Genomic DNA, 26492 nt, shown 5'->3' with positions numbered 1-26492 from the left:
AACCGCCGAAGCGGGAGTGGAGACGATGCCGGAGCTGGCTGGACTGGACGAGGGAACCCCCCTGTTCGTCCAGGTCGCCGACAGACTCGCGAGGGAGATCGCGGACGGCGGCCTGGCCGAGGGCGAGCGGGTCCCGTCCACCAACGAGTTGGCCGCGTTCTACCGGATCAACCCGGCGACCGCGGCCAAGGGGGTCAACGTGCTGGCCGATGACGGGCTGCTGGAGAAGCGGCGGGGCATCGGGATGTTCGTCGCGACCGGGGCGCGGCAGCGGCTGCTGGCCCGGCGCCGGGCGGAATTCACCCAGCGGTACGTCGATCCGCTGCTGAGCGAGGCGGCCCGCCTCGGGATCGACACCGACGAGCTGTTCACCCTGATCAAGGAAGCCGGCCACGAGCGGGAAGGCGCCTCGCTGTGACACCGGCGATATCGTGCGCCGGCTTGACCCGGCGATACCGCGATCACACAGCTCTCGACGACATCAACGTCGCGATCAGCGGTGGGACCATCACCGGCCTGCTCGGCCGCAACGGCGCCGGCAAGACCACGCTGCTGCGGATCATGGCCGGCCAGGAGTTCCCGACGGCCGGATCGGTGCGGGTCCTCGGCGCGCCGCCGGCCGAGAACGAGGCCGTGCTGCGCCGCCTGGTGTTCGTCCGCGAGGACCAGGCGTACCCGGACCTCAAGGTCGGCCAGGCGCTGCGCGCCGCCTCCTGGTTCTACCCGAACTGGGACCGCGCGCTGGCGTCCGCGCTGCTGGACGACTTCGGTCTGCGGGCGCACAAGGCGGTCAAGAAGCTGTCGCGCGGGCAGCGCTCGGCGCTCGGGATCACGATCGGGCTGGCCGCCCGCGCCGAGGTGACGCTGTTCGACGAGCCCTACGCGGGCCTGGACGCGGTGGCGCGGCAGGTGTTCTACGACCGGCTGCTCGCGGACTTCGCCGAGTTCCCCCGCACGGTACTGCTGTCCACGCACCTCATCGACGAGGCGGCCGCGATGTTCGAGGGCGTCATCGTCCTTGACCGAGGCCGGGTCGTCCTGGACGCGGCGGCCGACGACCTGCGCGGCGCCGCCACCCGGGTGAGCGGTCCCTGCCTCGCCGTGGAGGCGCTCGCCGCCGGCCGGCCGGTGTGGGAACGTCGGCGGCTCGGCTCCCAGGCGTCCATCGTGATGGTTGGGCCACTGTCTGCGGACGACCGTGAGCAGGCCCGATCGTCCGGACTGGACCTGACCCCGCTGTCCCTCCAGCAGATCGTGGTGCAGGCGTCCACTGGCGTGCTCGCCCCCGCCGACGAGGCCAGCTCCGAGACCGAACGGACCAGCGCATGAATACCTGGGTCAAGGTGGCCCGTTACAACCTGATGATGTCGGCCAACTATCTCGTGCTGCCGTTGATCCTCCCGTTCTCCTTCGCCGTCGGCGCCGTTACCGTCGGCCGCAGCGGCCATAACGCGGCCGGATACCTGCTCAGCTTCGTCATCTACTTCGCCATGCTGGGTATGCAGACTATCGGCCGGTCACTGCCGTTCGGCCTCACGCTCGGCGCCAGCCGCCGGTCGTTCTACTTCGGCACCGCGCTGCTCGGGATGGCGCTGGCCCTGGTGTCCGGCCTGGTGTTGACCGCGCTGCAGGCGATCGAGCGGGCCACCGACGGCTGGGGACTGTCCATGCGGTTCTTCCGGGTGCCGTACCTGCTGAACGGCCCGTGGTACGCCACCTGGCTGACCTCGGTGGTGGGCCTGTTTGCGCTGTTCGTATACGGGATGTGGTACGGAATCGGGTACAACCGGTGGGGCCTGCTCGGCACGCTGGCATTCATCGCGGTGCAGGCGCTCGTGGTGGTCGCCGGGGTCGTCGTCGTCCACTTCGAGCACTGGCACGTCTGGTCCGCTGCCGGCGGGTCCTTCGCCGGTCTGACCGCCTTGGGTCTGACCGGCGTCATCGCCGCGCTGGCGGTCCTGCTGCTGGTCGGCGGCCACGCCACCATCCGCCGCGCCACGGTCTGATGCCGATTTTGCGCCGAGCGCGGCGACCGGCGGCGACGGGCAGGCAGGAAGTGAGCATCGGTGACGGTCTGTGGGAGGATGCCAGGCGTGACGGAACCGGACAGTCTCGAAGGGACGGCGCCTGATGGCCGACAAGTGTGAACTTCCCGAGTTGCCGTTTCCGCTCAGCGCATCACACGTCGATGTCTTTCGGCGCGACGACCGGGGCGCGGGGGTGGTCGGCACGGCCCCCGCCCACACCGACCTCTACGTGAATCCGGCCGGCACGGACTCCGCCGACGCCGAGAGCCTGCTCAACGCGGCGACCCTGCTCGGCCTGCCGCCGGCGGGTGACTTCCAGTTCAGCGCCCGGCTCACGGTCGATTTCCGGTCCCAGTACGACGCCGGGGTGCTGCTGCTGTGGATCGACGAGCGGAACTGGAGCAAGTTCTGCTTCGAGTTCTCCCCCGCCGCGGAGCCGATGGTCGTCTCCGTCGTCACCCGCGGCGTCTCCGACGACGCCAACTCCTTCACCGTCCCCGACCGGTCCATCTGGCTGCGGGTCTCCCGCATCGACCGGGTGTACGCGTACCACGCCTCGACCGACGGCACGACATGGCAGCTGATCCGGGTGTTCACCCTGGGCGACCGGCTGGGCGACCACCGGATCGGTTTCGAGGTCCAGTCGCCGACCGGCGAGGGCTGCACCGTGACCTTCGACGACATTCGGTTCGCCTCGCACCGCCTGGCCGAACTCCGCGACGGCTCCTGAGCCGCCAACGCACGGGCGCGCAGATCCCCGATGTGGTGATCGCGCGCCAGTGCCGGTCGTTGAGTGCGGGCCGGGTGGAGCCGGTCGCCGCGTCGCGGTGGACGCCGGGCGACCGCTGGTCAGGCATCCCGCGCGAGGTACCGAAGCGGGGCAGGCAACCGGGTCGCCCTGGTCGGGCGCTCCGGGAAATGCCGGCCGAAGTGCTCGTGCGCGAGATCTTCGATGCTCTTGTACCCCCATACCGGGCAGTCGCGCACCACACGACCGTTGAGCAACGCGTCGAGACCGCCGGCATCGAGCAACATGTGTCCAAGTAGGATGGCGCCGGTCGCACGGATGGTCTTGACATGCGCCTCGCCGTGAGCCAGAACTGTGGCACCGGTCATGGTGTCGACGGCTGGGGGCCGCGGTCCGCACCAGTCAAGGAGGCCAACAATCAGAGATCGCGACGGCGCGACCTCGGAAACGTTGATCGCGAGCACGATCCCGCAGCAGTACCATCCGCCCCTGCGAGTGGGGATGGCCCAGAAATCGCCGGGTGACACGTAGGCGGTCGACCTCGGCTCGAAGGGAAAGCCCGGGTGGCGCGCCATGGCTGGAGCGTACCCAGTTCTCGAATATCACGGTGTGCCGGCCACCTGGTACTCGAACCCGCTGGACGGCCTCGCATCGGCCGCAGACCGGCCGGCCCGGCGCCCGTTCAACCGCGCATCGTCAGCAGTTGAACAGGGCGATCGAAGCGGCCGGGCCGCTTTCCGGACGCATTCTCGGCGCCGCCGCACGGCCCTCAGGGTGGTACCCACGGCCGCTCATGGAGATCAACAACGATGCATGCGCCGCGCCGGCACCATGCGCTAACCTCACTCGACGGTGCCCATTCCGGCCGGTTCAGAGGGCATTACCGTGTCCACGTCAGGGCGCTGACCCGGGGCATTCGTCCATCGACAATGACTGCGACCACGCCGGCGGATCGACCCGAGGGAGCGTTCAGTGCGCAAGGTACTCGTTGCCAACCGTGGTGAGATCGCGGTCCGCGTCATCCGCGCCTGCCGCGATGCCGGGCTGGACAGTGTGGCGGTGTACGCGGATTCCGACCGTGACGCGCTGCACGCGCGGCTGGCCGATGAGGCGTACGCGCTGGGCGGCGACACGGCCGCGGAGTCGTACCTGCGGATCGACAAGCTGGTCGACGTGGCGGGCAGGTCCGGCGCCGACGCGGTGCACCCCGGGTACGGGTTCTTATCCGAGAATGCCGAGTTCGCACAAGCGGTGATTGATGCGGGTCTGATCTGGGTCGGGCCGAGTCCACAGGCGATCCGGGATCTGGGCGACAAGGTCACGGCTCGGCATATCGCCCGGCGGGCCGGTGCGCCGCTGGTGCCCGGTACGGCGGAGCCGGTGGCCGACGCGGGGCAGATCGTAGCGTTCGCCCGGACGTATGGGCTGCCGGTGGCGATAAAGGCCGCGTTTGGTGGTGGTGGGCGGGGCCTGAAGGTGGCCCGCACCCTGGACGAGATTCCGGCGCTGTTCGACTCGGCGACCCGGGAGGCGGTGGCCGCGTTCGGCCGCGGAGAGTGCTTTGTGGAGCGCTATCTGGACCGGCCTCGGCACGTGGAGGCGCAGGTGCTGGCCGACCAGCACGGCAATGTGATCGTGGTCGGTACCCGGGACTGTTCGTTGCAGCGGCGGCATCAGAAGCTGGTCGAGGAGGCGCCCGCGCCGTTTCTCACCGATGCTCAGCGGGCTCAGATCCACGAGTCGGCCAAGGCCATCTGCCGGGAGGCCGGCTACCACGGCGCCGGCACCGTGGAGTATCTCGTGGGTGCCGATGGGACCGTCTCGTTCCTGGAGGTCAACACCCGGCTGCAGGTCGAGCATCCGGTCAGCGAGGAGACCACCGGTATCGACCTGGTTCGTGAGCAGTTCCGCGTCGCCGCCGGGGAGAAGCTGCGCTTCGACGCCGACCCGGTCCCGCGCGGGCACGCCATCGAGTTCCGCATCAACGGCGAGGACCCGGGCCGCAGCTTCCTGCCCGCCCCGGGCACGGTCGGCACGCTGACCCTGCCCACCGGTCCCGGCGTGCGGGTGGATACCGGCATCGAGTCGGGCAGTGTCATCGGCGGCAACTTCGACTCGCTGCTGGCCAAGGTCATCGTCGTGGGTGAGACCCGCGCGCAGGCCATCGAACGGGCCCGCCGGGCGCTGGACGAGATGGTTGTCGACGGGATGGCCACCGCGCTGCCGTTCCACCGCAGGGTCCTGCGCGACCCGGCGTTCACCGACGAGCCGTTCCGGGTGCATACCCGGTGGATCGAAACCGAGTGGGTCAACGACGTGCCCGCCTTCCCCACTCCCGCGACCGCGGCCGCGGCACTCCCCGCCCGTGACACGATCGCCGTCGAGGTTGGTGGCAAACGCCTCGAGGTGTCCCTGCCCGCGGGGCTTGCCGGCATCAGCGACGGCACGGGCGGCCCGACCCAGTCCGCGCCGGCCAGGCGTTCCAGCGCGAGGAAGCAAGCCAGCGCGGCCGGCGGCGGCGCACTGACCAGCCCGATGCAGGGCACCATCGTCAAGATTGCCGTCGCCGAGGGCGACACCGTGGCCGAGGGCGACCTCATCGTCGTCCTGGAGGCGATGAAGATGGAGCAGCCGCTCAACGCCCACAAAGCCGGCGTCGTGACCGGGCTGAGAGCCGAGGTCGGCGAGGTCGTCCAGGCCGGCGCCGTCATCGTCGAGATCAAGTAGTCCCCGATGGTCGGGCGGTCGTCGCCGGGTCCGCCCGCGCGGGCACCGTCCCGGCGGGTGCCCGTCAGGGGCGGGCGAGGCCGCGCAGAACGATCTCGAGGGAGTAGTCGAGTTCCGCGTCGACATTGGACCAGTCGCGCTGGGCGACCCGGGCCAGAGCCGGGAAGCGCTCGGCCAACGCCGTGCTCATCCAGGCCGCCGGCGCGGTGTCGGCCACCACTCCCCTGGCGATGGTGGAGTAGGCGCGCACGAGTCCCTCGAAGAGCAGCGACAGGCGCAGGCCGTCGACGCCACGGTACTCGGCGGTGGCGGTGACCATCGCCTCGATCCAGCCGAACGGCCGCGGCTGCCGGGGGATGCCGGTCGGCTGGACGTCGGCGAGCCACGGGTGCAGGCGGTACCGCTCGCGGAGCGCCCGGACCCACGCGCGGCATCGATCCTCTAGGCTGTCTTCGGTCAGCGTCGGCGGATCGCCGATCGCGGCGTCGACCATGAGCGCGACCAGGACGTCCTTCGAGTCCACATACCGATAGATGGCGGTGGTCGTGACGCCGAGTTCCGCAGCCACCTTGGCTAAGGACACGTTCTCCAGGCCGCCCTTGTCGGCCAGGGCCAACGCCCGCAGCGCCACATCGTTCAGGCTCCACCGCGCCTTGGGGCCGCGAGCCGGCGGCGGGTCCACCCCCCACAGCAGGCGTAACGCCCGGTCACCCGGATGGCTGTGCGCGGGTTCCCCCGCCGAGCCGCCTGCTCCAGGATCCTCTCCCACGGACTGTCGCCCCCTCCCGGTTGACTTAGTTCCGCCGACAAGCTTAACCTCTGTATACGTGATTCACAGTAACAGTTGGGATTTGAGATGACCAGTCGCACAGTCCTCATCACCGGTGCGTCCTCCGGCATCGGGGCCCGCACCGCCGAACTCCTCGCCGCCAGGGGTGACCTGCGCGTCTTCGGCGCCGCTCGCCGGACCACGGCCATCGAGGCCATCTCCGGCGTCACCGCGGTCGCGCTGGACCTCAACGACAAGGCGGGGCCGGCCGCGGCGGTGCGGGCGGTCGCCGAGGCCGCGGGCCCCGTCGACATCCTCATCAACTGCGCCGGGTACGGCGAGTTCGGCTCCGTGGAGGAGACGTCGGTCGAGGACGCCCGCACCGAGATGGAGATCAACGTCTTCGGCGCGGTCCAGCTCATCCAGGCGGTGCTGCCGGGCATGCGCGAACAGCGCGCCGGGCGCATCGTGAACATGTCGTCCCTGGCGGGGGAGTTCGCCGCGCCGCTGGGCGGGTGGTACCACGCCTCGAAGTTCGCGCTCGAGGCCCTGTCCGACGCGCTGCGCGGCGAGGTGGCCCAGTTCGGCATCGACGTGGCGCTGGTGCAGCCCAGCTACGTCGCCACGGACTGGCACGAGACGGCGATGACCCGCCTGATCGAGACGTCCGGCCAGGGGCCCTACGCGAAAATGGCCGAGGCCATGCGGGCCTTCTTCACCGGCGGCAAGGCGGCCAAGCAGATGTGCACCGTCGACGAGGTGGCGAAGGTGACGGTGAAGGCCGCGCTGGACGCCAAGCCGAAGACTCGCTACCGCGTCGGCAAGGGCGCCAACGTCGCGGTGGCGATGGCGACGATGCTCCCCGACCGCACGTTCGACAACCTGACCCGCCTCCAGTTCGGGTATCCCAAGTCGGCCTGACCGCGGGGCTGTCCGGGAAACCTGGCGGCCTCCGCGCGCGAGGTCGAGCCGGCGCCGCTGCCGGCCGCCGTTCACCGCACGCCCGCCGGGCTGCCCGCTTTCAGACCGGCGGGCAGCCACCATCCGATCTTCGCCCCGTCCCCGGCGATTACCGTTCGGGAGAGCTTCATTCTTTCGTCACAGCATATGCCGTAAAGCGGACTCAGGGCGCGTATTGCTCGATCAAATGGCCCTGCTTTTCGCGGCAACTCGTGTTAGACATACGTCTGAATAGGAACGACGCGACTCCCACTCGCAGGGCGAATCTTCGCCTTGGAGGGCGTCGGGCGAGTTGCACGATCGGCAATTCTGGAGCGAATCTCAGACGAGCGCTACGCTGCTGCACGCAGATGGACCTTCGCCCACCTGAACGGTATCCGGTGTGAATGTCCCCGCCCGCATCGAGATTTAGCTACTCCAAGTAACAAACCGGTAGCCTGCCATGCCTTGCTATGAGCGCCGCCGTCCCCTGCGTAGGCAGATCCGCGGCCCTCGACCTGGCCGGCACCGCCATACCGGAAGTCATCCTTCGAGACGGGAGGCTTAGGGTGACGACTGACCACGCTCAGGAACTTGAGGCTCTCACCCGGCTGCTGGACGAGAGTTCCCGCAGTTCCGGTCAGCTTGTGCTGATCCAAGGCGAACTGGCCTGCGGCCAGACCGAATTGCTCCAGGAGTTCGCACAGTGCGCCGCGGCCTCGGGGGCCCTGCTGCTCACCGCGACCGGGTCATGGACAGAAAACGATCTGCAGGCCGGCCTGATCGATCAGTTGATCCGCTGCGCGGGGATTCCCGCGGAGATCGTCGAACGGCTGGAGCGGCTGGTCACGTCGGAGCTGCTCACCGGGGCCGGCGTTCACCCGAAGACGGCCAACCACCACGAGGTTTCCACAATCGTTCAGGAGATCTGTGGCGTCCTGCTGGAGTTCGCCCAGATCCGGCCGGTCGTCATCGCGATCGAGGACGTCCAGCTCGCCGACCGCACCTCGCTGCTGCTGCTGCTACACCTGGTACGCCGGCTGCGCTCCGCGCGCATCCTCATCGTGCTCACCGAGTGGGAGTGGCCACAGCGGACGATGCCGCTGTTCCGCGTCGAGCTGACCCGCCGGCCACGCCACCTCATCCGGCTCGCCCCGCTGTCCCGGGAGGCAACCGCCGAACTGGTCGGTCGCTCGCTCGGGGAACAGGTCGGCCCCCGGCTCGTGGCAGCCTTCCACGACCTGACCGGCGGCAACCCGGTCCTGCTGCGGGCCCTCATCGAGGACCACATCAAGGGCGATCCGGACCCGGACCGCACCCGGGTCGACCACTCCCCCGCCGTCGGCCGCGCCTACGGCCGCGCCGTGCTGGAGGTGCTGCTCCGCGGGGAGGACCGGCTGCTGCGGGTGGCGCAGGGCATGGCGGTCCTGGGTAGCCAGAGCACCCCGGAGCTGCTCGGCCGGCTGATGGACCTGCGGGTCGACGCGGTCGAGCGGCTGTTACGCATGCTCAGCGTCGCCGGCCTGCTGGTGGGCGGCCACTTCCGGCACCCCAAGGCCGACGCCGCGGTGCTCGACACGTTGTCGGCGGAGGAGCGCGCCGCGGCCCACATCCGCGCGGCCGAGTTGCTCTACCGCCGTGGCGCCCCCGCTATCGAGGTGGCGCGGCAGTTGCTCACCGCCGACGCACCGGCGCAGCCGTGGATGGTGCCGGTCCTGCGCGCCGCGGCAGAGCAGGCCGCCGACGACGTCCAGGTCGCACTGCGTTGCCTGGAGCTGGCGCGGCGCGCGGCCGAGGACCCGGGCGACCAGCTGGCGATCACCGCCGCACTGGCCCGGACGGTCTGGATGGTCAACCCGTCCGCCGCGGCACCCTACATTCCGGCGCTGCGCGCCGCGATCCTGGACGGGTCGCTGCGCAGCCGGGACGCGATGAGCGTGGTGCGGTACCTACTGTGGAACGGCTACACCGACGGCGCCGTCGCCGCGCTGGAGGGCCTGACGTCCGGTGCGCCGCTGAACGACCCGCGGTTGCTGGTCGAGATGCGGCTGGCCTTCCGGTGGTACGTCGGCGTCGACCACAAGCACCTGCGGACCTCGAAGCCGAACTCCTCGCCGGCCGAGCCGTGGAGCCACGCCGTCGACCAGTTGGCCACCGTCGGCAACCCGAAGGAGAGCGCGACCGCCACCGACTGCGCCAACCGGATCCTGCAGAGCTGCCAGCTGCAGGACTCGACGGTCGAGGTGGTCGTGTCGGCGGTACTGGCGCTCGCGTCGTGCAACAGGCTCGAGCGCGCGGCGTGGTGGTGCGACCAGCTGATCGAGGAGGCCCAGCGGCGCAAGGCCGTGGTATGGCAAGCCCTGCTGCGCGCCGTACGGGCCGCTGTCGCGTTGCGCTCGGGCGACGTCCTGGGCGCCATCGCTCAGGCACAGGAGGCGTTGACCCTGCTGCCCCCGGAGCGCTGGGGGGTCTTGGTCGGCTATCCACTCTCGACGCTGGTGTCGGCGTGCACCGCGGCCGGGCGCTTCGACAACGCCGCGGAGGCGCTGCGGCACAAGGTGCCCGAGGCGATGTACAGCACCGCGCACGGGCTGCGGTACCTGCACGCCCGCGGCCAGTACCAGCTGGCCAGCGACCGGGTACTCGCGGCGGTCAGCGACTTCCAGTCCTGCGGCCGGATGGCCGAGCAGTTCACGTTCGCCGTCCCGCTGCCCCCGTGGCGGTGCAGCCTGGCGGAGGCCAACCTGCGGCTCGGCCGCGTCCGGGCGGCGCGCGAGCTGGTGCGCCACCAGCTCGAGCAGGTCAAGGTCATGGATGACCGCACCAGGGGCGCCGCGCTGCGCATCCTCGCCGCGACCAGCGACCTGACCCAGCGGCGGACGCTGCTGACGCAGGCGGTGAAGACCCTGGAGACCGCGGGCGACCGCATCGAACTGGTGCGCACCCTGGAGGACCTCGGCCGGGTACACCAGCAGCTGGGCGAGTTCGACCAGGCCCGGCAGCTCACCCGGCGCGCGACCCAGGAGAGCAGGGCCGGCGGCGTCGCCACCGCGGCCCGCCCGGCGCCGACCGGTGGCCCGGGCCACGAGGCGGAGCCCGCGCCGGCCGCCGCCGCGACCGCGCCCGTCCCGCAACGCCGCATCGGTGCCGCGGAACTCTCCGTGCTCAGCCACGCGCAGCGACGGGTCGCCGAACTTGCCGCGCTCGGCCACTCCAACCAGGAGATCAGCCGCCGGCTCTACATCACGGTGAGCACGGTGGAACAGCACCTCACCCGCGTCTTCCGCAAGCTCGGCGTCAACAACCGCAACGACCTGGTAGTCAGCCTGTACGAGCCCGCCTGACCGGCGGGCGCCCGGATCTGGAGGAGCGCCGAACATGGAAACCCCACCGCGATCCGGCTGCGCGATCGTGTTCCCCGGCATGGGACCCGCCGACTTCGCCCAAACGGCCCGCTTCATGCTGGTGAACCCGTACGCCCGCCGGCTGCTGGACACCACCGACGAGGTCCTCGGCTACCCGTTGTTCGACCGGTACCAGCGGGCCGAGGGGGACTACTCCGAGGCCGCCCAGGTCGCCTTCGTGGTCAACTGCCTCGCGCTGGCCGACTGGGCGCGGGACCGCATGGAGACCGAACCGTCCTACGTCGCCGGGCCCAGCTTTGGCGGCCGGGCGGCGGCGGTCTTCTCCGGGGTACTGAGCCTCCCGGACGCCATCCTGCTGACCGCGCGCCTCGCGCGGTGCATGGACGAGTACTTCGCCCGCGAGCACCCCGACCTGGTGACCCACTCCATCATCCGGGTGCCCGCCGAGGTGCGGGCGCAACTGCTTGCCGAGCTGGACGAGCGCGGCGACTGGTACGAGATCTCGTGCGAGCTGGACCACGACTTCATCATGGTCACCCTGGATGAGGCCACGCTGGAGCGGCTCAAGCCGCGCATCACCGCGCTCGGCGGCATGTCGCTGTACACCATGAAGCCGCCGATGCACGCCAGCCCGTTCGCGCCGCTGCGCGCGCAGGTCGAGCGGGAGCTGTTCCACGGCCTGACGTTCGCCGATCCCGCGATACCGGTCGTCGCCGACCAGGACGGCACGGTGCGCGAGACCGGCGCCGGCGTGCGGGACATGCTGCTGGACGGTTTCGTGCGGACGGTGCGCTGGCCCGCCGTACTGAACACCTTCAAGGACCTCGGCGTCGGCCGGTTGTACGTCTCCGGCCAGGACGGCATGTTCGGCCGGGTCCCCGCCGCGACGCGCCACTTCGAGGTCGTGCCCCTCACCCCTGCGGGCGCCACCCGGCCGGTGCGCCGGAAGATGCCTGCCGTCGCCTAGTGTCCGTATCGACGGTCACCTCGGTTCCGGCGTGTCGGCGCGTCGTTGCTCGATAGCTGACGAGGTCTCCGGTAGCTGGTTTGTCGACCCAGGACGAACCGGCTACCGGAGACCTTTCGTCTGCCGCGAGGCGATCTGGTGCTGCGCGGCCGCGGCCCGCCGCCACGAGGGCAGTCGGGCAGGCGCCTTGCAGCGCGGTGCGGCCGTGCCACCCTTCGGTGGCACGGCCGCTTCGGTTCCGTCGATCGGGTCAGCGGCCGTCGACGGAGAACGCGTAGAAGGTCCCCGTCGTCGTGCTGCCCGTGGTTCCGGCGGACTCGAACTTCACGTAGCCGTTGCCCCAGTAGACGATGCCGTCGACCACCGCGGCGCCCGCGTTGGAGGAGTACGGAGCCTTGAAGTCCCACAGGTACCGGCCGGTCGCCGCGTTGATGGCGTACATGTGCCCGTTGGTGGAGCTGGCGAACACCACGCCGTTAGCGACGCTCACCGGCGCCCAGGCGTAGCCGTCGGCCACGTCGGCGACCTGCCAGACGACCGCGCCGGTCTGCGCGTCGAGCGCGGCGAACGAGCTGCCGGTCGTGATCGTTCCGTCGGGCAGCTGGTAGGGCAGCTTGTCGAAGTTCGCCTGCGCCAGGTAGATGCGGTGTCCGTCGGTCGCGGTACCCCAGAGGATGCCACCGACCTTGCCGCCGGGGCCGGTCGCCGCGCTCCACAGGACCGCGCCGGTGGCGGCGTCGAGCAGCCAGTACTGTCCGCTCTTCTGGCCGCCGCCGACGACCTTGCGGGAACGCCCGGACGAGTCGCGGATGGTCAGCAGGTGCGCGCCGTCACCGAAGTCGTAGTCCGGGCCCACGTGGACCGGGCAGTTGTTCGGCGGGAACCCGGGGAAACAGCTGAGGTTCCAGGCGTCGAAGAGCCGCGCACCGGAGGCCCAGATCACCCGACCGGTGCGCATGTTGAGCGCGAGCACCGAGTCGACGTGGTTGTCCGGGGACATGCACTGCGCCGGGGTACCGCCGGCGGTCTGGCAGTCGCTGACGCTCGCCGGCACGTGGTAGTTGTTACCGGTGGTGACGTACACAATGCCGCCGCTCGGGTCGATGGCCGGCGCGCCCCATACCGCGGCGCCGCTGTACCCGCCGGCCTGGCCGCCGTTGTCCGGCACCGTGTAGGTCTTCCACAGCACGCGGCCGGTGTGGGCGTCGACGGCGTTCGCGCTGCCCCGGAACGAGCAGCAGGGGTAGGTCGGGTCGGCCGCGGCCAGCTCCGACTCGCGGGAGGAGACGCCCTGGTAGACCACGCCGTCGTAGACCTGCGGGGACTGGGTCAGCACGGCGAACGGGTGGGTGTCCAGGACGGTCTTCCAGAGCAGGGAACCGTTGGCCGCGTTCACCGCGATCAGCGTGGCGCCCGCATAGTCGGCGATGTAGACGGTGTTGCCGACCACGGCCGGGCTGGAGCGGGAGACCGAGTCCGATCGACCGGTGTAGTCCGAGATCGGACGGGACCAGATCCCGACGCCGCTCTGGGCGTTGACCTTGTTCAGGTAGCCGCCCCAGTCCGGGAAGTAGACGGCCCCGTTGACGACGGCCGGGGTTGCCGAGACGTCGCCGTGGGTGCGGTACGTCCACTTGACCTTGAGGCGGCCCGCGGTGGACGTGTTGATCTTCGACTCGGCCGGGTTGGAGCGGGTGTTGGCGATGTCGTGGCCGTGGCTCGGCCAGCTGGAGCTACTGGTGGCGGACGCCGGCGCTTCCGCGGACAGCGCGGCAGCAAGTACCAGCGCGCACGGCAGCACCAGGGCGCGGACCCAACCGGGGTGGTTGCGGATCCGATTTAACATATCGATCGTCCCTTCGATCCGTGATGATTGATTGCCCGGCGTGAAGCTAACGGCGGGGAATCCGTCTCTACAGCCCCTAAGAGCCCCTAGCGCCAGGGCCGTTGCCGGCTTCCCGAGCGCCACCGGTGGGTCATGCGGCGGCCCGCGACTCGGCTGCGCGCGCCGCGAGCGCCAGCCGGTCGATCTTCTTGTTGACGTTGAGCGGAAACTGGCGCAGCGGCTGGTAGTGCCGCGGGATCATCTGCTGCGGCAGCTTCCGGGCGAGCTGCGCGGCCAGCTCGCGGGCCGCCACCTCCTCGCCGAGGTAGAACGCGAACAGCTCGGTGGTGCCGGCGACCGGGACGCCGACCACGACCGCGTCCTGCACCGGGGCGCAGGATCGCAGCGCGTGCTCGATCTCCGCCAACTCCACCCGGTACCCCTGCACCTGCACCTGGGAGTCGACCCTGCCCAGGTAAATGAGCTCGCCGCCGTCGATGCGGCGGACGCGGTCGCCGGTGCGGTACCAGGTGCGGCCGTCGCGCCGCAGGTACTTGCCGGCGCCGTCGGCGGGGTCGAGGTACCCGTCGGACAGCTGCGGACCGGCCAGCCACAGCTCACCCTCGACCTCGTCCGGCTCACCCCGCTCGTCGAGCAGCAACTCGGCGTGCCCGTCGTGCAGGCGGCCCAGCGGCACCACCCCGTTGATGCCGCGGCGCGGCGACAGCTCCGGCGACCAGGTGTGCCGGTGGGTGGTGATGGTCATCTCGGTCGGGCCGTAGACGTTGATCACAGCGGAGCCGGGGGCGGCGCGCTGCCAGTCGTCCGTGTCGCGGCATTGCAGGGCCTCGCCGCCGAAGTACGTCCAGCGCAGCGTGGGCATGCTGTCCGGCACCAGGCGGCCGGTCTTGCGCACCAGAGCGATCACGCTGGGCGCCGAGAACCACACGGTGATGCCGTGCCGGGCCACGAACCCGGGGATGTCGCGGTATGCGGGCGGCGGGACCGAGACGAGGGTCGCCCCGGCGCCCCACGCGCACCACAGGTCCGACACCGCGGAGTCCCAGTTGAGGTTCGCCGCCTGGGAGAAGACGTCCGCGGCGGTGAAGTCGTACCACTCGTCCATCAACGTGAAGTAGTGGTGCAGGTTGCCGTGGGTCAGGCGCACGCCCTTCGGCCGGCCGGTCGAACCGGAGGTGAACAGCACGTAGGCCACGTCACCCGGCTCGGCGGTGGCCCGCGGCTCGGCCAGCGCGTCGCGCGGGTCGACCGGGACGACGTCGAACGGGCCCTCGACCGCCTTGCCGACCCACGGCGCGAGGACGGTCACCTTGCCGTCGCCGACCGGGAGCGGGGACAATTCCGGCAGTACCGCGGCGCCCTGCGCGTCGACGATCAGCGCGGACACGTCGGCCGCCTCGAGCATCTGCCCGATGCGCTCGGGCGGGAAGTCGGCCAGCAGCGGCACGACCGGCACGCCCGCGTAGAGGCAGGCGAGGATGCCCAGGTACGACTCCACGGTCCGCCCCGCCAGCACGCTGACGGCGCGCGGCGGGCCGCCCGGCAGGGCCAGCAACGCGCCCGCCCACTCCAGCGCCACGGCATGCGCCCGCGCGTAGGTCACCGTCTCGTCCTCGACCCGGATCGCGACCCCCTCGGGGGAGGTCGCCAGGCCGCGCAGGAATCGCGCGGTCAGCACACCGTCCGCCATTTGGTTCATTTTCATACCCCTCTCACGGTTACTGACATGGAACGTTTCCACGCATTTATGACCGGTCGCGAATTCGCCTTTTCCGAATTCACAATCGGCTTGCTATTGACAGTCGCCGGGCTTTGCGAACATTATTGGGTCATGCCTGAGAATATTGCCGAAGCGCCCGTCTGGGACGACCAGTTCGAGGCACTCCTCCGTCAGTTCCTACCCTTCCTGTCGCCCGGAGAGGCGCTGTCCGGGGACACTCAGCTGCGCGATCTGGGCCTGGATTCCATGGGCGCCGTCGAGCTGCTGGCCAACCTGGAGAGCACCTATCAGACGCGATTCCGGGACGACGCCCTGAACCTGCAGAACTTCGCGAGCCCCGGGGTGCTGTGGAGCACCCTGAACCGCATGCTTCTGCCGTCCGTATGAACGATTCTTCCGGCCCGGCTCGACGCGTGAAGCCGTCGAGCCGGGCATTTCTCCGTCTGGTGGGTGGGAACGGCGCCTACGAGGACAGCTTGGCGAAGCCGTCCTCGATGCGTTCCAGCAGGCGGCTGATGTGCGGCAGCGCCGTCGGGTCGCCGCTTTCCAGCGCCATGGATTGCTCCTGAACGGTGTCGCCGTAGAGCATGCTCGTGGCGGCCTTGAATCGCAGCGCCCCCGGGTCGTCACCCAGGTGGTGGCCGGCGAGCACGACGATGCCGAACGCGTCGAACAGAAACCGGGCCAGCGACGCCGAATCCGTCGCCCCGCGCGTGGCGAGCGCGTCGCGGACGGGCTCGAAGTCCGGGTAGACGTAGAACGCTCCGGTCGGCGGGCGGCAGGAGGCGCCGGCCCCGACCATGATGCGGTGCACCGCACGAGCCACCGCGCCGTGCAGCCGGTTGCTCGCCGCCAGCCGCGCCCGCAGCTCCGCGGGCTCGGCGAAGGCGTACTCGGCGACCTGCTGCATCGGCCCGGCGAGGACCGACCACACCTCGCTGGCGACCGAGACGACGCCAGCCCGGATCCGCTCGCCCCACTGCCCCTGCGGGAAGCGCGCCGCGCCGATCCGCCAGCCGCCCAACGCCAGGCTCTTGCTCAGCCCGGTGGTCACCACCGTGCGCTCCGGGGCCACCTCGGCCGGGCTGAGCATCGGCGTCGCCGGGTCGTGCAGGACGTCACGGTAGATCTCGTCGGAGACGATGAGCAGGTCGTGCTCCCGCGCAACGGCGCAGATCTCGCGCACCAGCTCCGGCGGGGTCAGCGTCCCGGTCGGGTTGTCCGGCAAGGTCAGCACGACGATCCGGGGGTCGCGCCCGCGGGCCCGGGCGGCGACGATGGCCGCCCGGAGCGCGGCGGGCTCGGGGACGCCGCCGCACTCGGCCGGGATCGGCACGTCGATCGCCTCCTTGCCGGCCAGGCGCGCCTGCGGCGCGTAGGTGTTCCACGCCGGGCACGGCAGCAGCACGTCGCCAGGGACGACGTACTGCACCGCCAGCAGCAGCGGCTTGCTGCCCGGCGCAACGACGATCTGGTCGGGATCGGTGGGCAGGCGGCGACGGCGGAAGTAGTCCGCCACCTCCGTGCGCACGGCGAGCCGGCCATCGACCGGCCCGTAGGCGTTGCGTCCGGCGCCCGCGGCGAGCTGCTCGGCGAGCGGCGCGAACGGGGGCAGCCGGGCCTCGCCGAAGGCAAGGTGCACAATGGACTCACCGGTCGCCCGGCGCTCGGCCACGAGTTGGTTGAGCCCCAGGTTGGGCGAGACCTTCCAGTCGGCCACGACGGCCATGGTGCCGCTCCTCTCAGCTCGGGTCGGGGATCGATTCGCCGTCTTCGGCACCGTCCGGCCAGACGGAGCCGGTGATCGCGGCCATCAGGTCGCGCGGGGTGGAGTCGTCGAGCTTGAGCTCGTCGAGCCAGGCGGCGTCCTCGTCGAACTGGGCCCGGAACGGGCGACCGACGAGCCGCGGGTCGCGCGCCTGCAGCAGCCGCATCTGGAAGAAGCGGCCCTGCGGCGTCTCCATCACGCCGTCGACCATGACCTTGCCGGGCGTGGCCGACATGACCGGCCCGCGGACCGTGCGGGCCAGGCCGGGCAGCGTGCGGTAGGCGCCCTGGAAGATCTCCACGGCTCGGGCCAGCGGCACCTTGAAGTAATCGTACGGGCCGGTGTCCCGCTCGACGAACATGAAGTACGGCACCGCGCCGGCGGCGAGTTCGGCCCGCCAGAGTTCGCTCCAGACGGCCGGGTCGTCGTTGACCCGGGCGATCAGCGGGGCCTGGCAGTAGACCAGCGCGCCGGTGGACCGGATCCGCGACAGCGCCTGCCGGGCGATGTCGGTCTGGATCTCGCGCGGGTGACTGAAGTGCGCCATGAAGGCGAGATTGCGCCCGGCGGCGACCACCCGCTGGAACAGGCGCAGCAGGTCGTCGGAGTCGGAGTCGGTGACGTACCGGTAGGGCCAGTACGCGACCGACTTGGTGCCGATACGGATGTTGCGCACGGTCGGCACGCTCAGCAGCGGCTCGATATGGCTGCGCAGCCGCTCGGTGGACATCACCATCGGGTCGCCGCCGGTCACCAGCACGTCGGTGACCTCCGGGTGGCGCCCCAGGTAGTTGATCAGCAGCTCCGGCGTCTGCGCCGCGAAACGCAGGTCGACGTCGCCGACGAACTGCGCCCAGCGGAAGCAGTAGGTGCAGTAGGAGTGGCAGCTCTGGCCCTGGCTCGGGAAGTAGAGCGTGGTCTCGAGATACTTGTGCTGCATGCCGGGAAGCTCGGCGCCGCCCAGCGTGGGCACGTTGAACTTCTTCTGCCCCGACGGGTGTGGGTTGAGCCGCCCCCGGATGCCCTGGATCGCGGTCCGCAGCGCCCGGCCGTCCGCCGGGGATTCGGACAGTTCCTCGAGCCTGCGCAGGTCCTCCGCGGCCAGCATGCCCCGCTGCGGAAAGACCATCTGAAACATCGGATCGTCGGGGATCCGATCCCAGTCGATGAGGTGCGAAAGCACGTATTCATTGACCCTGAATGGCAGGACCAACGAGGTGAGGCGAACGGCTCGGCGGATTTCTTCGGTCAGCCCGTACCGTTGAGCGATATCGTCGAACTGCTTCGGGCCGAGCGCACGGAATCGTGCGGTCTCGGGCATGGTTTCCACCAGCGACATGCGGTTTCCTCCATCTCGTGCCATCTCGACTAACGCCGGAATAAATGGGCACTCCGGGATCGAGGATAATCACGAGACAGTGGATGAAGGCCCCCAGGTGACCCCAGCCCAACCCTTACGCAGACCAATGTGAGTTTGGCTGTTTCGGGCCGCACGGCGCCGCCCGGTCCGCCACGGATAAACGGACCGAGCGGCGATTCGGATAAGGAATCTGGTTATTCCTCCGTTCGTATTACGAAGACTTCCGGTCACCCGGTGGTCGATATCAGCTCCGGGGTCTCCACCGGGATCGCGACCGGCGCCTCGGCGGCCTCCGCGGCCCGCTGCTCGTCACTCTTGACCGAGCGCAACGTCGCGATGGAAAGGAACGCGCCGAACAACATGACGACGGCGCCGGTCAGCGCGGCGGCGTGCAGCTCGCTCGTGAAGGCGGCGCGGGCGGCCGTGATCACCGCGTTCGCGGCCTGCTCGGGCAGCTGGGCGGCGACGGCGAGTGCCCCGCCGAGGGTCTCCCGGGCCGGCTCCAGCGCCTCGGCCGATACGCCGGCCGGGGCGGTCAGTTCGTGGCTGTGGCGGTAGACCGCGGCCCCTACGGTGCCGAGCACCGCGACCCCGAACGCGCCGCCGAACTCCTGGCCCGTCTGTAGTACCGCGGAGGCCGACCCCGCCCTGTCGGGCGGTGCCGCGCCGACCACCATCTCGGTGATGAGGGTCAGCACGGGGGTGAGCCCGACCGCCAGCGCGATCACGCCGACGAGCAGCATCGCCAGGCCACCCTGGACCGGTACCTGGGTGAGCAGCCCCATCGCCGCCGCGGAGATGAGGAAGCTGACGCTGATGAGGTACGCCGGACGGATCTTGCGCACGAGCACCGTGGCGACCGGCACGACCATGCCCACGGCCACGGTGCCGGGCAGGGTCCAGAGCGCGGCCTCCAGCGGGCGCATCCCGAGCACCGACTGGAGGTACTGCGTGGTGAACAGGGAGAAGCCGACCAGGCTGAACGAGGCCAGCAGGTTGGCGAACACGGCCGGCCCGAACACGCGGGTCCGGAACAGGTGCAGGTCGACCATTGGCGCGGTGGCGACCCGCTGGCGGATCACGAAGAGCACCAGGAAGACCAGGCCCACCGCGACGGACCCCAGGTGCCGGGCGTCGACGCCGTCGATCGCCATCTTCTTGAAGCCGTAGATGACCGGCAGCACGGCGGCGAGCGACAGCACGGCGCCCAGCACGTCGAACCGACCGGCGAGCGGCACCCGGAACTCGGGCAGCAGCACCGGGCCAAGCAGCAGCAGTACCGCCATGACCGGCACGTTGATGAGGAAGACCGAGCCCCACCAGAACTGGTTGAGCAGCGCGCCGCTGACCACCGGGCCGAGCGCGGCGCCGGCGGCCATGCCGGCCGACCAGAGGGCCATGGCGGTGCGCCGCTGCTTCTGGTCGTGGAAGATGTTGCGGATCAGGCCGAGCGTGGAGGGCATCAGCGTGCCACCCCCGATGCCCTGCAGGGCCCGGGCGGCGATCAGCATCTGCGGGCTGGTGGCGTAGGACGCCAGCGCCGACCCGACGCCGAAGGCCGCCGCCCCGAGCAGGAGCATCAGGCGCCGCCCGGCCCGGTCGGCCAGCGCGCCCATGGTGAGCAACAGCCCGGCCAGCACGAAGCTGTAGATGTCGAGGATCCACAACTGTTCGATCCCGCTGGGCTTGAGGTCCTTGCTGATGGACGGCACCGCGAAGTAGAGCACCGTCAGATCCATGGAGACCAGGAGGACGGGCAGGAGGAGCACGCCGAGCGCGATCCACTCCTTGCCGCGCGCCTTGGCCATGGGTTCGGCTGCGCGGATCTGATTCATGGCGAGAACTATACGGTAGTTCTAGACAGTTGTATAGAACGATCGTCTAGATCCTTGCTATGCTTGCTCGCATGGGACATCGTGACGCCCTTCTCGCGGGGGCGAGGCAGTGCCTCACCACCAAGGGTTATGCCCGCACCACAGCCCGCGACATCGTCGCCGCCTCCGGGGCCAACCTGGGGTCGATCGGCTACCACTTCGGCTCCAAGGACGCGCTCATGAACGAGGCGCTGATGCAGGCGACCGGCGAGTGGAGCCGGGAGCTGGAAAAGGCGCTGACGACCGACGTCGATCCCGCCGCGGGGCGGCTGGACCGGCTCGCCATGATCTGGGATCGGATCATCACCCTCATCCATTCACACAAGGGGCTGTGGGCGGCTCAGTTCGAGATGCTCACGCAGATTCACCTGGCGCCGGAGAAGTACCCGTTCGCCACCCAGGCACAGGCGGTGGCCCGCGACGGGCTCGCGACCCTGCTGAAGCAGGTCGATCCGTCGCTCAACCGGGACGAGTCAACGCTGCTGGCCAGGTTCTGCCTGGTCGTGATGACCGGGCTGATGGCGCAGGTGCTCACGGATGCCCGGAGCGCGCCGAGCGGGCGCGAGCTTGCCGAGGCCGTCCTGCTGATCGCGGAGCCGCACCTGCGGGAGCAGCAGCGTGCGGCGCGATGATCACTGGATTCCAGCCGGGGCCACGGGACCCGGTTGCTCGCACAACCGGGTCCCGTGACCCCACAGCTCGTCGGTGTCACCGCGCCGCCGCCGACATCTGTTGCAGTGCACGGCGGTCCGTCTTGCCGTTCGCGGTCACCGGCAGGGCGTCGAGCAGTTCGACGCTCCTGGGCACCATGTAGGCCGGCAGGGTACGCATGCAGAACGCGCTGAGCGCGGTCCCCTCGGTCAGGCCCGCGCCCGGAACGGGCACGACGAACGCGCACAGCTGCGGATCCTCGCCCGGCCGGGGCCGCACGACGACCGCCGCCGCCGCGACCCCCGGGTACTCGAGCAGCCGGCGCTCGATCTCGCCCAGCTCGACCCGGTTGCCGCGGATCTTGACCTGTAGATCGGCCCGGCCGACGAAGTACAGCTCGCCGTCCTCGCCGTAGTAGGCCAGGTCCCGGGAGCGATAGACGGCCTGGCCGGAGCGCTGGTCGAGCGGGTCGGGCACGAGCGCCTCCCGGGTGGCCTCCCGGTCGTCCCAGTAGCCGGTGAACAGCGATGGGCCGCGCAGGTAGATCTCGCCGGTCACGCCGGTCTTCTCGATCGCGATGCCGTCGTCGTCGAGCAGCAGGATCTCCGCGCCCGGGTACGCGTCGGCGATGGAGAGCCGGTCCTGCCCGGCCGGGAGCGGGTTGGGCACGTCGGTGAGCGAGAAGGCCATCACCTCGGTGGGCCCGAAACAGTTCACCATCCGGGCGTCCGGCAGCAGGGCCTGGAGCCGGCGCAGCTCCGGGACGGGGAACGCCTCCCCGGAGTAGAGCACCCCGCGAATCTGCCCGCCGAGCCGGGCCAGGCCCTCGGCCTCGTGCTTGAGTACCGGCCGCCAGATCGACGGCACGCCGTTGACCTGGGTCGCCCCGGACTCGGCGAGGAAGCGCAGCAACCGCCGCGGGAAGTGCAGCAGGCCGCGCGGCACCGGCAGCAGCGTCGCCCCGCTGCCGAGGGTCAGGCCGATGTCCAGCAGCGCGAAGTCGAACTGCAGCGGTGAGGTGGTGGCCACCCGGTCGGTGCGCGCGACGATGCCGCGCTCCAGCATCCCGCGGTAGAAGGACAGCACCCCGCGGTGGCTCATCACGACGCCCTTGGGCCGGCCGGTGGTCCCCGACGTGAAGATGATGTACGCCGCATCGGTACCCACCGGCACCCGGCGCCCACCGGGCCGGGGCAGCGGCGCGCGCTCCACCGTCACCCCGTCCGGGCCGAACCGCGCCGTGCCGACGTGGTCCGGGATGGTACGGCGGCGCCCGTCCACCGTGCACAGATGCAGTGCCGGGTCGGCGGCGGCGATGACCGCCTCCAGCCGGGCATCCGGCACCTCGGGGCTGACCGGGATGAACGTCAGCCCGAGCGAGGAGCAGGCGAGCAGCATCGCGATCGCCGACGCGGAGTTGTCGGTCTCCAGGATCACCCGGTCGGCGATGTTCAGGCCGAGCGTGTTCACCGTGGCGGCGTAGCGCCGCATCCGGTCCTCAAGCTGCCGGTAGGTCAGCGTGTGGAACGCGCCGTGCGCGTCGGCCTGGACGACGGCCGGCCGGTCCGGCGTCCGCCTCCCCTCCCCGAGCAGGAACTCGTGCATGAACTGGGTGGTGCCGCGCTCGGCGGCGGGCGTCTCGTTCGGTATCACCGGGAGTCTCCCTCCTCAGGCGGGCAGGGTCGCCAGCCAGTCGTCGACGGCTCGCGCCGTCGTGGCGGCGTCCTGCTCGGCAATCGTGAAATGGGTGCCCGGCACGACCCGTACGGCGTCGGCGGCGGCCCAGGTGGCCCGCCACGCGTCGCCCTCGATCGCGGGCCGGCCGTCGATGGTGAAAAGGTCGCGCGCCTGCACGAACAGCAGCGGCACGTCGATCTCGGCGGCCTGGAACGTCGGCAGCAGATCGACGTAACGGCCCATGGCCGACAGCTCGGCGTTGCTGAACTCCCCCATCGTCGCGGCCTTCTCCTCGACCGCGAACGCCATCGAGTCGAAGATCGCCTGATTGATCGGGCTGTCGATGCGGTAGGTGTCCACCATGATCAGCCCGGCCGGCCGGACGCCGCGCTCGCGGCCGAGATACGTGGTGACGGCGTGGGCGAGCAGCCCGCCGGAGGAGAAACCGTAGAGCACGAATGGCTCGCCCTGCGCCGCCGCGAGCACGGCGTCGGCCAGCACGTGCACAACCGAGTCGAACGACACCGGCAGCTGCTCGCCGCGGGCGAAGCCGGGGGTCGGCAGCGCGGTGACCGGCGCCGCCAGCACCGCGGCGAGCCGGGCGTGCTGGTGCACGCCGCCGGCGACCGTCGGGGTGCTCAGGCAGATCAGCCGCGGCCGCCGCACGCCGTCCTGCCGCTCCGGGCGGGTCTTGAACCGCACCGGCTCCGGCAGGGCCGGCAGGTCGGCCGGGGACGCGAAGGTGGGCCGTAGCTGGGCGACGGCCTGCAGCAGCGCCATCCCCTTCATCGTGGTACCGGCGTTGATCGCCCCGATGAACAGCTCATAGAGGCTCTCCTCGCGCCGCTCGGCCGCCGGGGCAACCGGGGCGGCGGGCGCGGCCGACAGCACGTCGACCGTGCCGCCGGCCGGTCGCGCGGCCAACTCGGCCGCGATCAGCCGGGCCAGCTCGGACGGGTTCTTGCTGTCGAACACGACCATCGCCCCGAGGTTCAGGCCGGTCGCGGTGTTCAACAGGTTGCGCAGCTCCAGGGCGGTGAGGGAGTCGAAGCCGGACTCGAGGAAGCCGTGGTCGGCGTTGACGGCCGCGGCGTCCTCGTGGCCGAGGACCTGGGCGGCGCAGGTGAGCACGGTGCCGAGGATCAGCTCGGCGCGCTCGTCGTCGCTCAGCCCGGCGAGCCGCTGCCGCAACGCCCCGGCACCGCCACCCGCGGCGGCGCGCCGGCGGATGCGCGGCACCAGGCCCCGCAGGAGCGCCGGCAGGTCGCCGCCGGCGGCCCGCAGCGCGGCCACGTCGACCTTGAGCGGCACCCGCAGGCCGTCGCCGGCGAGCACGCCCGCGTCGAACAGTCGCAGCCCGTCCGCGCCGGAGAGCACGGGCAGCCCGGAGTGGGCCATCCGCTGGATATCGGCCTCGCTGAGCATGCCCGACAGGCCGGTCGGCACGCCCCACAGCCCGTAGGCGAGCGACACCGCCGGCAGGCCCTGCGCCCGGCGCAGCTCCGCCAGGCCGTCGAGGAACACGTTGGCCGCCGCGTAACCGCCCTGCCCGCCCGGCATCACCAGGCCGCCGGCCGAGGACAGCAGCACGAACGCCCGCAGCCCGCGGTCCCTGGTGAGTTCGTGCAGGTGCCACGCGCCGTCGGCCTTCGGTCCGTACGCGGCGGCCAGCCGCTCGGGCGTCAGCGCACCGATCAGCCCGCTGCCCCCGACCCCGGCCGCGTGCACGACGCCGACCAGATCCGCGATGCCGGCGAGCAGCGCGGCCACGGCGGGTCGCCGCGACACGTCGCACGCCTCCACCCGCACCACGGCGCCCAGCTCGGTCAGCTCGTCCCGCAGGTCGGCCGCCCCGGGGGCGGACAGGCCGCGCCGGCTGGTCAGCACCAGGCTCCGCACGCCGTGTACGGCCACCAGGTGCCGGGCCAGCAGGGCGCCCAGGCCACCGGTGCCGCCGGTCACCAGGACCGTGCCGTCCCCGGCCCACGGCGAGACCTCCTCGCCGGTCGGGGCGGGCGCCCGGACCAGCCGCGGCACGGTGACGTCGCCGTCGCGGACCGCGAGTTCGGGCTCACCGGAGGCGAGGGCCCGCCCCAGGACCGCCCACGACGTCTCCTCCTCGTCGATGTCGACCAGCACGAACCGGCCCGGGTTCTCCGCCTCGGCCGCGCGGACCAGGCCCCACACGGCGGGCACGGCGCGCGCGGCGAGCACCAGCCGGGAACCCGCGTACCGCGCATCGGCCAGCCACTCCTGCAGCCGGCCCAGTACCTCGCCGGTCACCGCGTGGGCGGCGCCGAGCGGGTCCTGCCCACCGGCCGGGGCGCAGCGCAGCACCACCGCGGCCGGCACCGGCCCGTCGGCGGGCAGGTCCGCCCAGGCGACCCAGTCGACCGCCTTGGCCGATCCCGCCGGCAGCGGCCGCCACTCGATGCGGAACAGGTCGTCCTGGCCGGCCCCGTTGAGCTGGGCGGCGGAGATCGGGCGCAGCAGCAGTTCGGCGACCGAGGCGACCGGGGCGCCGGCGCCGTCGGTGAGCTCGAGGCGGATCGCGTCCCGGTGCCCCGCGGCCGGCGACAGCCAGACCCGCACGGCTGGCGCACCCGGGGCGTGCAGGACGACCCCGCCCCAGGAGAACGGCACCCGGGTCTGCGTGCCATCCGCGTCGGCGGTGCCCGGGCCGCCCAGGCCCAGCGCGTGCATCGCCGCGTCCAGCAACGCCGGGTGCAGCCCGTAGCGGGCGGCGTCGGCGGCCGCTTCGTGGGGCAGCTCGACCTCGGCGAACAACTCCTCGCCCCGGCGCCAGGCGGCCCGCAGGCCCTGGAACGCCGGCCCGTACCCGAACCCGTAGTCGGCCAGCGTGTCGTAGACGCCGTCGACCGCCACGGGCGTCGCGTCGGCCGGCGGCCACTGCGCGGGGCCGGCCGTGCCCGCGGCGGGCGCATCGGCGGTCAGCACACCGTCGGCGTGCAGGGTCCACGCCTCGTGCTCGCCGCCCTCGGGCCGGGAGTAGATCCGCAGCCGGCGCCGCTCGTCGCCGCCGGCGGCGTCGAGGACCACCTGCAGGGCCACGGCACCGTTCTCGGGCAGGAGCAGGGGCACCCGCAGGGTCAGCTCGGCCACGGCCGGGCAGCCGGCCCGCCGGCCGGCCCAGAGGGCCAGCTCGACGAAGCCGGTGCCGGGCAGCAGCACGCTGCCGTGGACCTCGTGGTCGAGGATCCAGCCGTGGGCCGCCGCCGTCAGCCGGCCGGTGAACGTGACCGCGTCGCTGTCCGGGGCGGGAATCGCGGCGGCCAGCAGCGGGTGGTCGGCGCCGAGGAGGCCGGCCGACTTGGGGTCGCCGCCGGAGGGCGAGGCGTCGAGCCAATACCGCTGGTGCTGGAACGGGTACGTGGGCAGGTCGACCACGTTGGCCTTAGGTAGCACCGCCGCCCAGTCGACCCGTTGGCCGGTGGTGTGCAACTGAGCGACAGCACCGATCAGCGTCTCGGTCTCGCTCTGCTCCCGGCGGGCGGCCGGCACCGCCCCTTCGGTCAGTGGGGTGAGGATCGCGTCGGGACCGACCTCCAGGATGCGGGTGACACCCTCGCTGCGGGCGGTGTCGATGGCGTCGGCGTACCGGACGGTGGCCCGGACTTGCCGCACCCAGTACTCGGGGGTGTCCATCGCCGTGTCGGTACCGACCGTTGACACGATCGGAATGGTTGGTGGGTTGAACGTCAATCCCTCGACCACGGTGGCGAAGTCGTCGAGCATCGGCTCCATCAACACCGAATGGAACGCATGCGAGACCCGCAACCGGGTGGACCGCTCGAATTGGGCCGCGACCGCCAACACGTCCGCCTCGGCCCCGGAAATCACGAACGAGTCGGGGCCGTTGACCGCGGCGATGTCGACACCCTGGATCTCTTCCTCCCGGGCGCGCAAGGCGACCATCGCCCCGCCAGCCGGCAACGCCTGCATCAACCTGCCCCGCGCAGCCACCAACCGGACCGCGTCCGGCAGCGATAGAACACCAGCAACATGCGCGGCGGCGATCTCACCAACCGAATGC

19 protein-coding genes are annotated in these 26492 nt (G+C 71.2%); 10 read left to right on the top strand and 9 right to left on the bottom strand.

Annotated features, from left to right (window positions below; translation table 11 throughout):
* Positions 1–25: 25 nt before the first annotated feature.
* The 4 genes from KJS59_RS25345 to KJS59_RS25330 all read left to right on the top strand — a co-directional run bounded on the left by KJS59_RS25345 (position 26) and on the right by KJS59_RS25330 (position 2757).
* Positions 26–418, top strand: a complete 393-nt coding sequence (locus tag KJS59_RS25345) for a GntR family transcriptional regulator (RefSeq protein WP_249714870.1) — start codon at positions 26–28, stop codon at positions 416–418.
* A 23-nt stretch (positions 419–441) separates the two neighbouring features.
* The gene (locus KJS59_RS25340) at positions 442–1329 is read left to right on the top strand and encodes an ABC transporter ATP-binding protein (RefSeq protein ID WP_249714868.1); all 888 of its coding nucleotides are present in this window, start codon (positions 442–444) and stop codon (positions 1327–1329) included.
* The gene (locus KJS59_RS25335) at positions 1326–2006 is read left to right on the top strand and encodes a hypothetical protein (RefSeq protein ID WP_213455473.1); all 681 of its coding nucleotides are present in this window, start codon (positions 1326–1328) and stop codon (positions 2004–2006) included. Before KJS59_RS25340 ends, KJS59_RS25335 begins: the two co-directional genes overlap by 4 nt.
* A 124-nt stretch (positions 2007–2130) precedes the next feature.
* Positions 2131–2757 (top strand): DUF1349 domain-containing protein, encoded by a 627-nt coding sequence (locus KJS59_RS25330; protein WP_213455472.1) that lies wholly within the window; start codon positions 2131–2133, stop codon positions 2755–2757.
* 119 nt (positions 2758–2876) lie between these two features.
* Here KJS59_RS25330 and KJS59_RS25325 read toward each other — a convergent pair whose 3' ends face one another.
* Positions 2877–3350 (bottom strand): hypothetical protein, encoded by a 474-nt coding sequence (locus KJS59_RS25325; protein ID WP_213455471.1) that lies wholly within the window; start codon positions 3348–3350, stop codon positions 2877–2879.
* 397 nt (positions 3351–3747) lie between these two features.
* Between KJS59_RS25325 and KJS59_RS25320 the strand changes: the two genes are divergently transcribed.
* A complete protein-coding gene (locus tag KJS59_RS25320) occupies positions 3748–5502 on the top strand; it encodes an acetyl/propionyl/methylcrotonyl-CoA carboxylase subunit alpha (RefSeq protein ID WP_213455470.1) in 1755 nt (584 codons plus the stop codon).
* A gap of 64 nt (positions 5503–5566) precedes the next feature.
* Here the strand turns inward: KJS59_RS25320 and KJS59_RS25315 are convergent, their stop codons facing one another.
* Positions 5567–6271, bottom strand: a complete 705-nt coding sequence (locus KJS59_RS25315) for a TetR/AcrR family transcriptional regulator (RefSeq protein WP_213455469.1) — start codon at positions 6269–6271, stop codon at positions 5567–5569.
* A gap of 87 nt (positions 6272–6358) precedes the next feature.
* Between KJS59_RS25315 and KJS59_RS25310 the strand changes: the two genes are divergently transcribed.
* The 3 genes from KJS59_RS25310 to KJS59_RS25300 all read left to right on the top strand — a co-directional run bounded on the left by KJS59_RS25310 (position 6359) and on the right by KJS59_RS25300 (position 11542).
* Positions 6359–7192, top strand: coding sequence for an SDR family NAD(P)-dependent oxidoreductase (locus tag KJS59_RS25310; RefSeq protein WP_213455468.1), 834 nt, complete (start codon positions 6359–6361; stop codon positions 7190–7192).
* Between the two features lie 587 nt (positions 7193–7779).
* Positions 7780–10554: a helix-turn-helix transcriptional regulator gene (locus KJS59_RS25305; protein WP_213455467.1), complete on the top strand. Its 2775-nt coding sequence runs from the start codon at positions 7780–7782 to the stop codon at positions 10552–10554.
* Positions 10555–10588: 34 nt separating this feature from the next.
* Complete coding sequence (locus tag KJS59_RS25300) at positions 10589–11542, top strand: ACP S-malonyltransferase (protein WP_213455466.1); 954 nt, start codon at positions 10589–10591, stop codon at positions 11540–11542.
* Positions 11543–11792: 250 nt separating this feature from the next.
* Here the strand turns inward: KJS59_RS25300 and KJS59_RS25295 are convergent, their stop codons facing one another.
* Both KJS59_RS25295 and KJS59_RS25290 read right to left on the bottom strand, forming a co-directional pair.
* On the bottom strand, positions 11793–13388 hold the full coding sequence (locus KJS59_RS25295) for an outer membrane protein assembly factor BamB family protein (RefSeq protein ID WP_213455465.1): 1596 nt from the start codon (positions 13386–13388) through the stop codon (positions 11793–11795).
* 130 nt (positions 13389–13518) lie between these two features.
* Positions 13519–15078, bottom strand: coding sequence for an AMP-binding protein (locus tag KJS59_RS25290; RefSeq protein ID WP_306345202.1), 1560 nt, complete (start codon positions 15076–15078; stop codon positions 13519–13521).
* A 36-nt stretch (positions 15079–15114) separates the two neighbouring features.
* Between KJS59_RS25290 and KJS59_RS25285 the strand changes: the two genes are divergently transcribed.
* Complete coding sequence (locus tag KJS59_RS25285; protein ID WP_249714867.1) at positions 15115–15495, top strand: acyl carrier protein; 381 nt, start codon at positions 15115–15117, stop codon at positions 15493–15495.
* A gap of 76 nt (positions 15496–15571) precedes the next feature.
* On the opposite strand, the gene KJS59_RS25280 is transcribed toward KJS59_RS25285, so the two are convergent.
* The 3 genes from KJS59_RS25280 to KJS59_RS25270 all read right to left on the bottom strand — a co-directional run bounded on the left by KJS59_RS25280 (position 15572) and on the right by KJS59_RS25270 (position 20071).
* Positions 15572–16837: a pyridoxal phosphate-dependent aminotransferase gene (locus KJS59_RS25280; protein ID WP_249714865.1), complete on the bottom strand. Its 1266-nt coding sequence runs from the start codon at positions 16835–16837 to the stop codon at positions 15572–15574.
* Positions 16838–16850: 13 nt separating this feature from the next.
* Positions 16851–18215 carry a KamA family radical SAM protein gene (locus KJS59_RS25275; RefSeq protein WP_213455463.1) on the bottom strand — a complete coding sequence of 455 codons (1365 nt, stop codon included), beginning with the start codon at positions 18213–18215 and terminating at the stop codon, positions 16851–16853.
* Between the two features lie 248 nt (positions 18216–18463).
* Positions 18464–20071, bottom strand: a complete 1608-nt coding sequence (locus KJS59_RS25270) for an MFS transporter (RefSeq protein ID WP_213455462.1) — start codon at positions 20069–20071, stop codon at positions 18464–18466.
* 71 nt (positions 20072–20142) lie between these two features.
* On the opposite strand from KJS59_RS25270, the gene KJS59_RS25265 reads away from it, so the two are divergent.
* The gene (locus KJS59_RS25265; protein ID WP_213455461.1) at positions 20143–20742 is read left to right on the top strand and encodes a TetR/AcrR family transcriptional regulator; all 600 of its coding nucleotides are present in this window, start codon (positions 20143–20145) and stop codon (positions 20740–20742) included.
* Between the two features lie 76 nt (positions 20743–20818).
* Here the strand turns inward: KJS59_RS25265 and KJS59_RS25260 are convergent, their stop codons facing one another.
* Both KJS59_RS25260 and KJS59_RS25255 read right to left on the bottom strand, forming a co-directional pair.
* Entirely contained in the window at positions 20819–22411 is a 1593-nt protein-coding gene (locus KJS59_RS25260; protein ID WP_376771268.1) for an AMP-binding protein, read from the bottom strand.
* 18 nt (positions 22412–22429) lie between these two features.
* Positions 22430–26492: KR domain-containing protein (locus KJS59_RS25255; RefSeq protein ID WP_213455460.1), on the bottom strand; the 4063-nt coding region annotated here is incomplete at its 5' end.

The organism is Rhizomonospora bruguierae, from assembly GCF_018397995.1.
GTDB lineage: Bacteria > Actinomycetota > Actinomycetes > Mycobacteriales > Micromonosporaceae > Rhizomonospora > Rhizomonospora bruguierae.
Note: the sequence above shows the minus strand (reverse complement) of the source record. Positions and strands in the feature narration are given on the sequence as shown.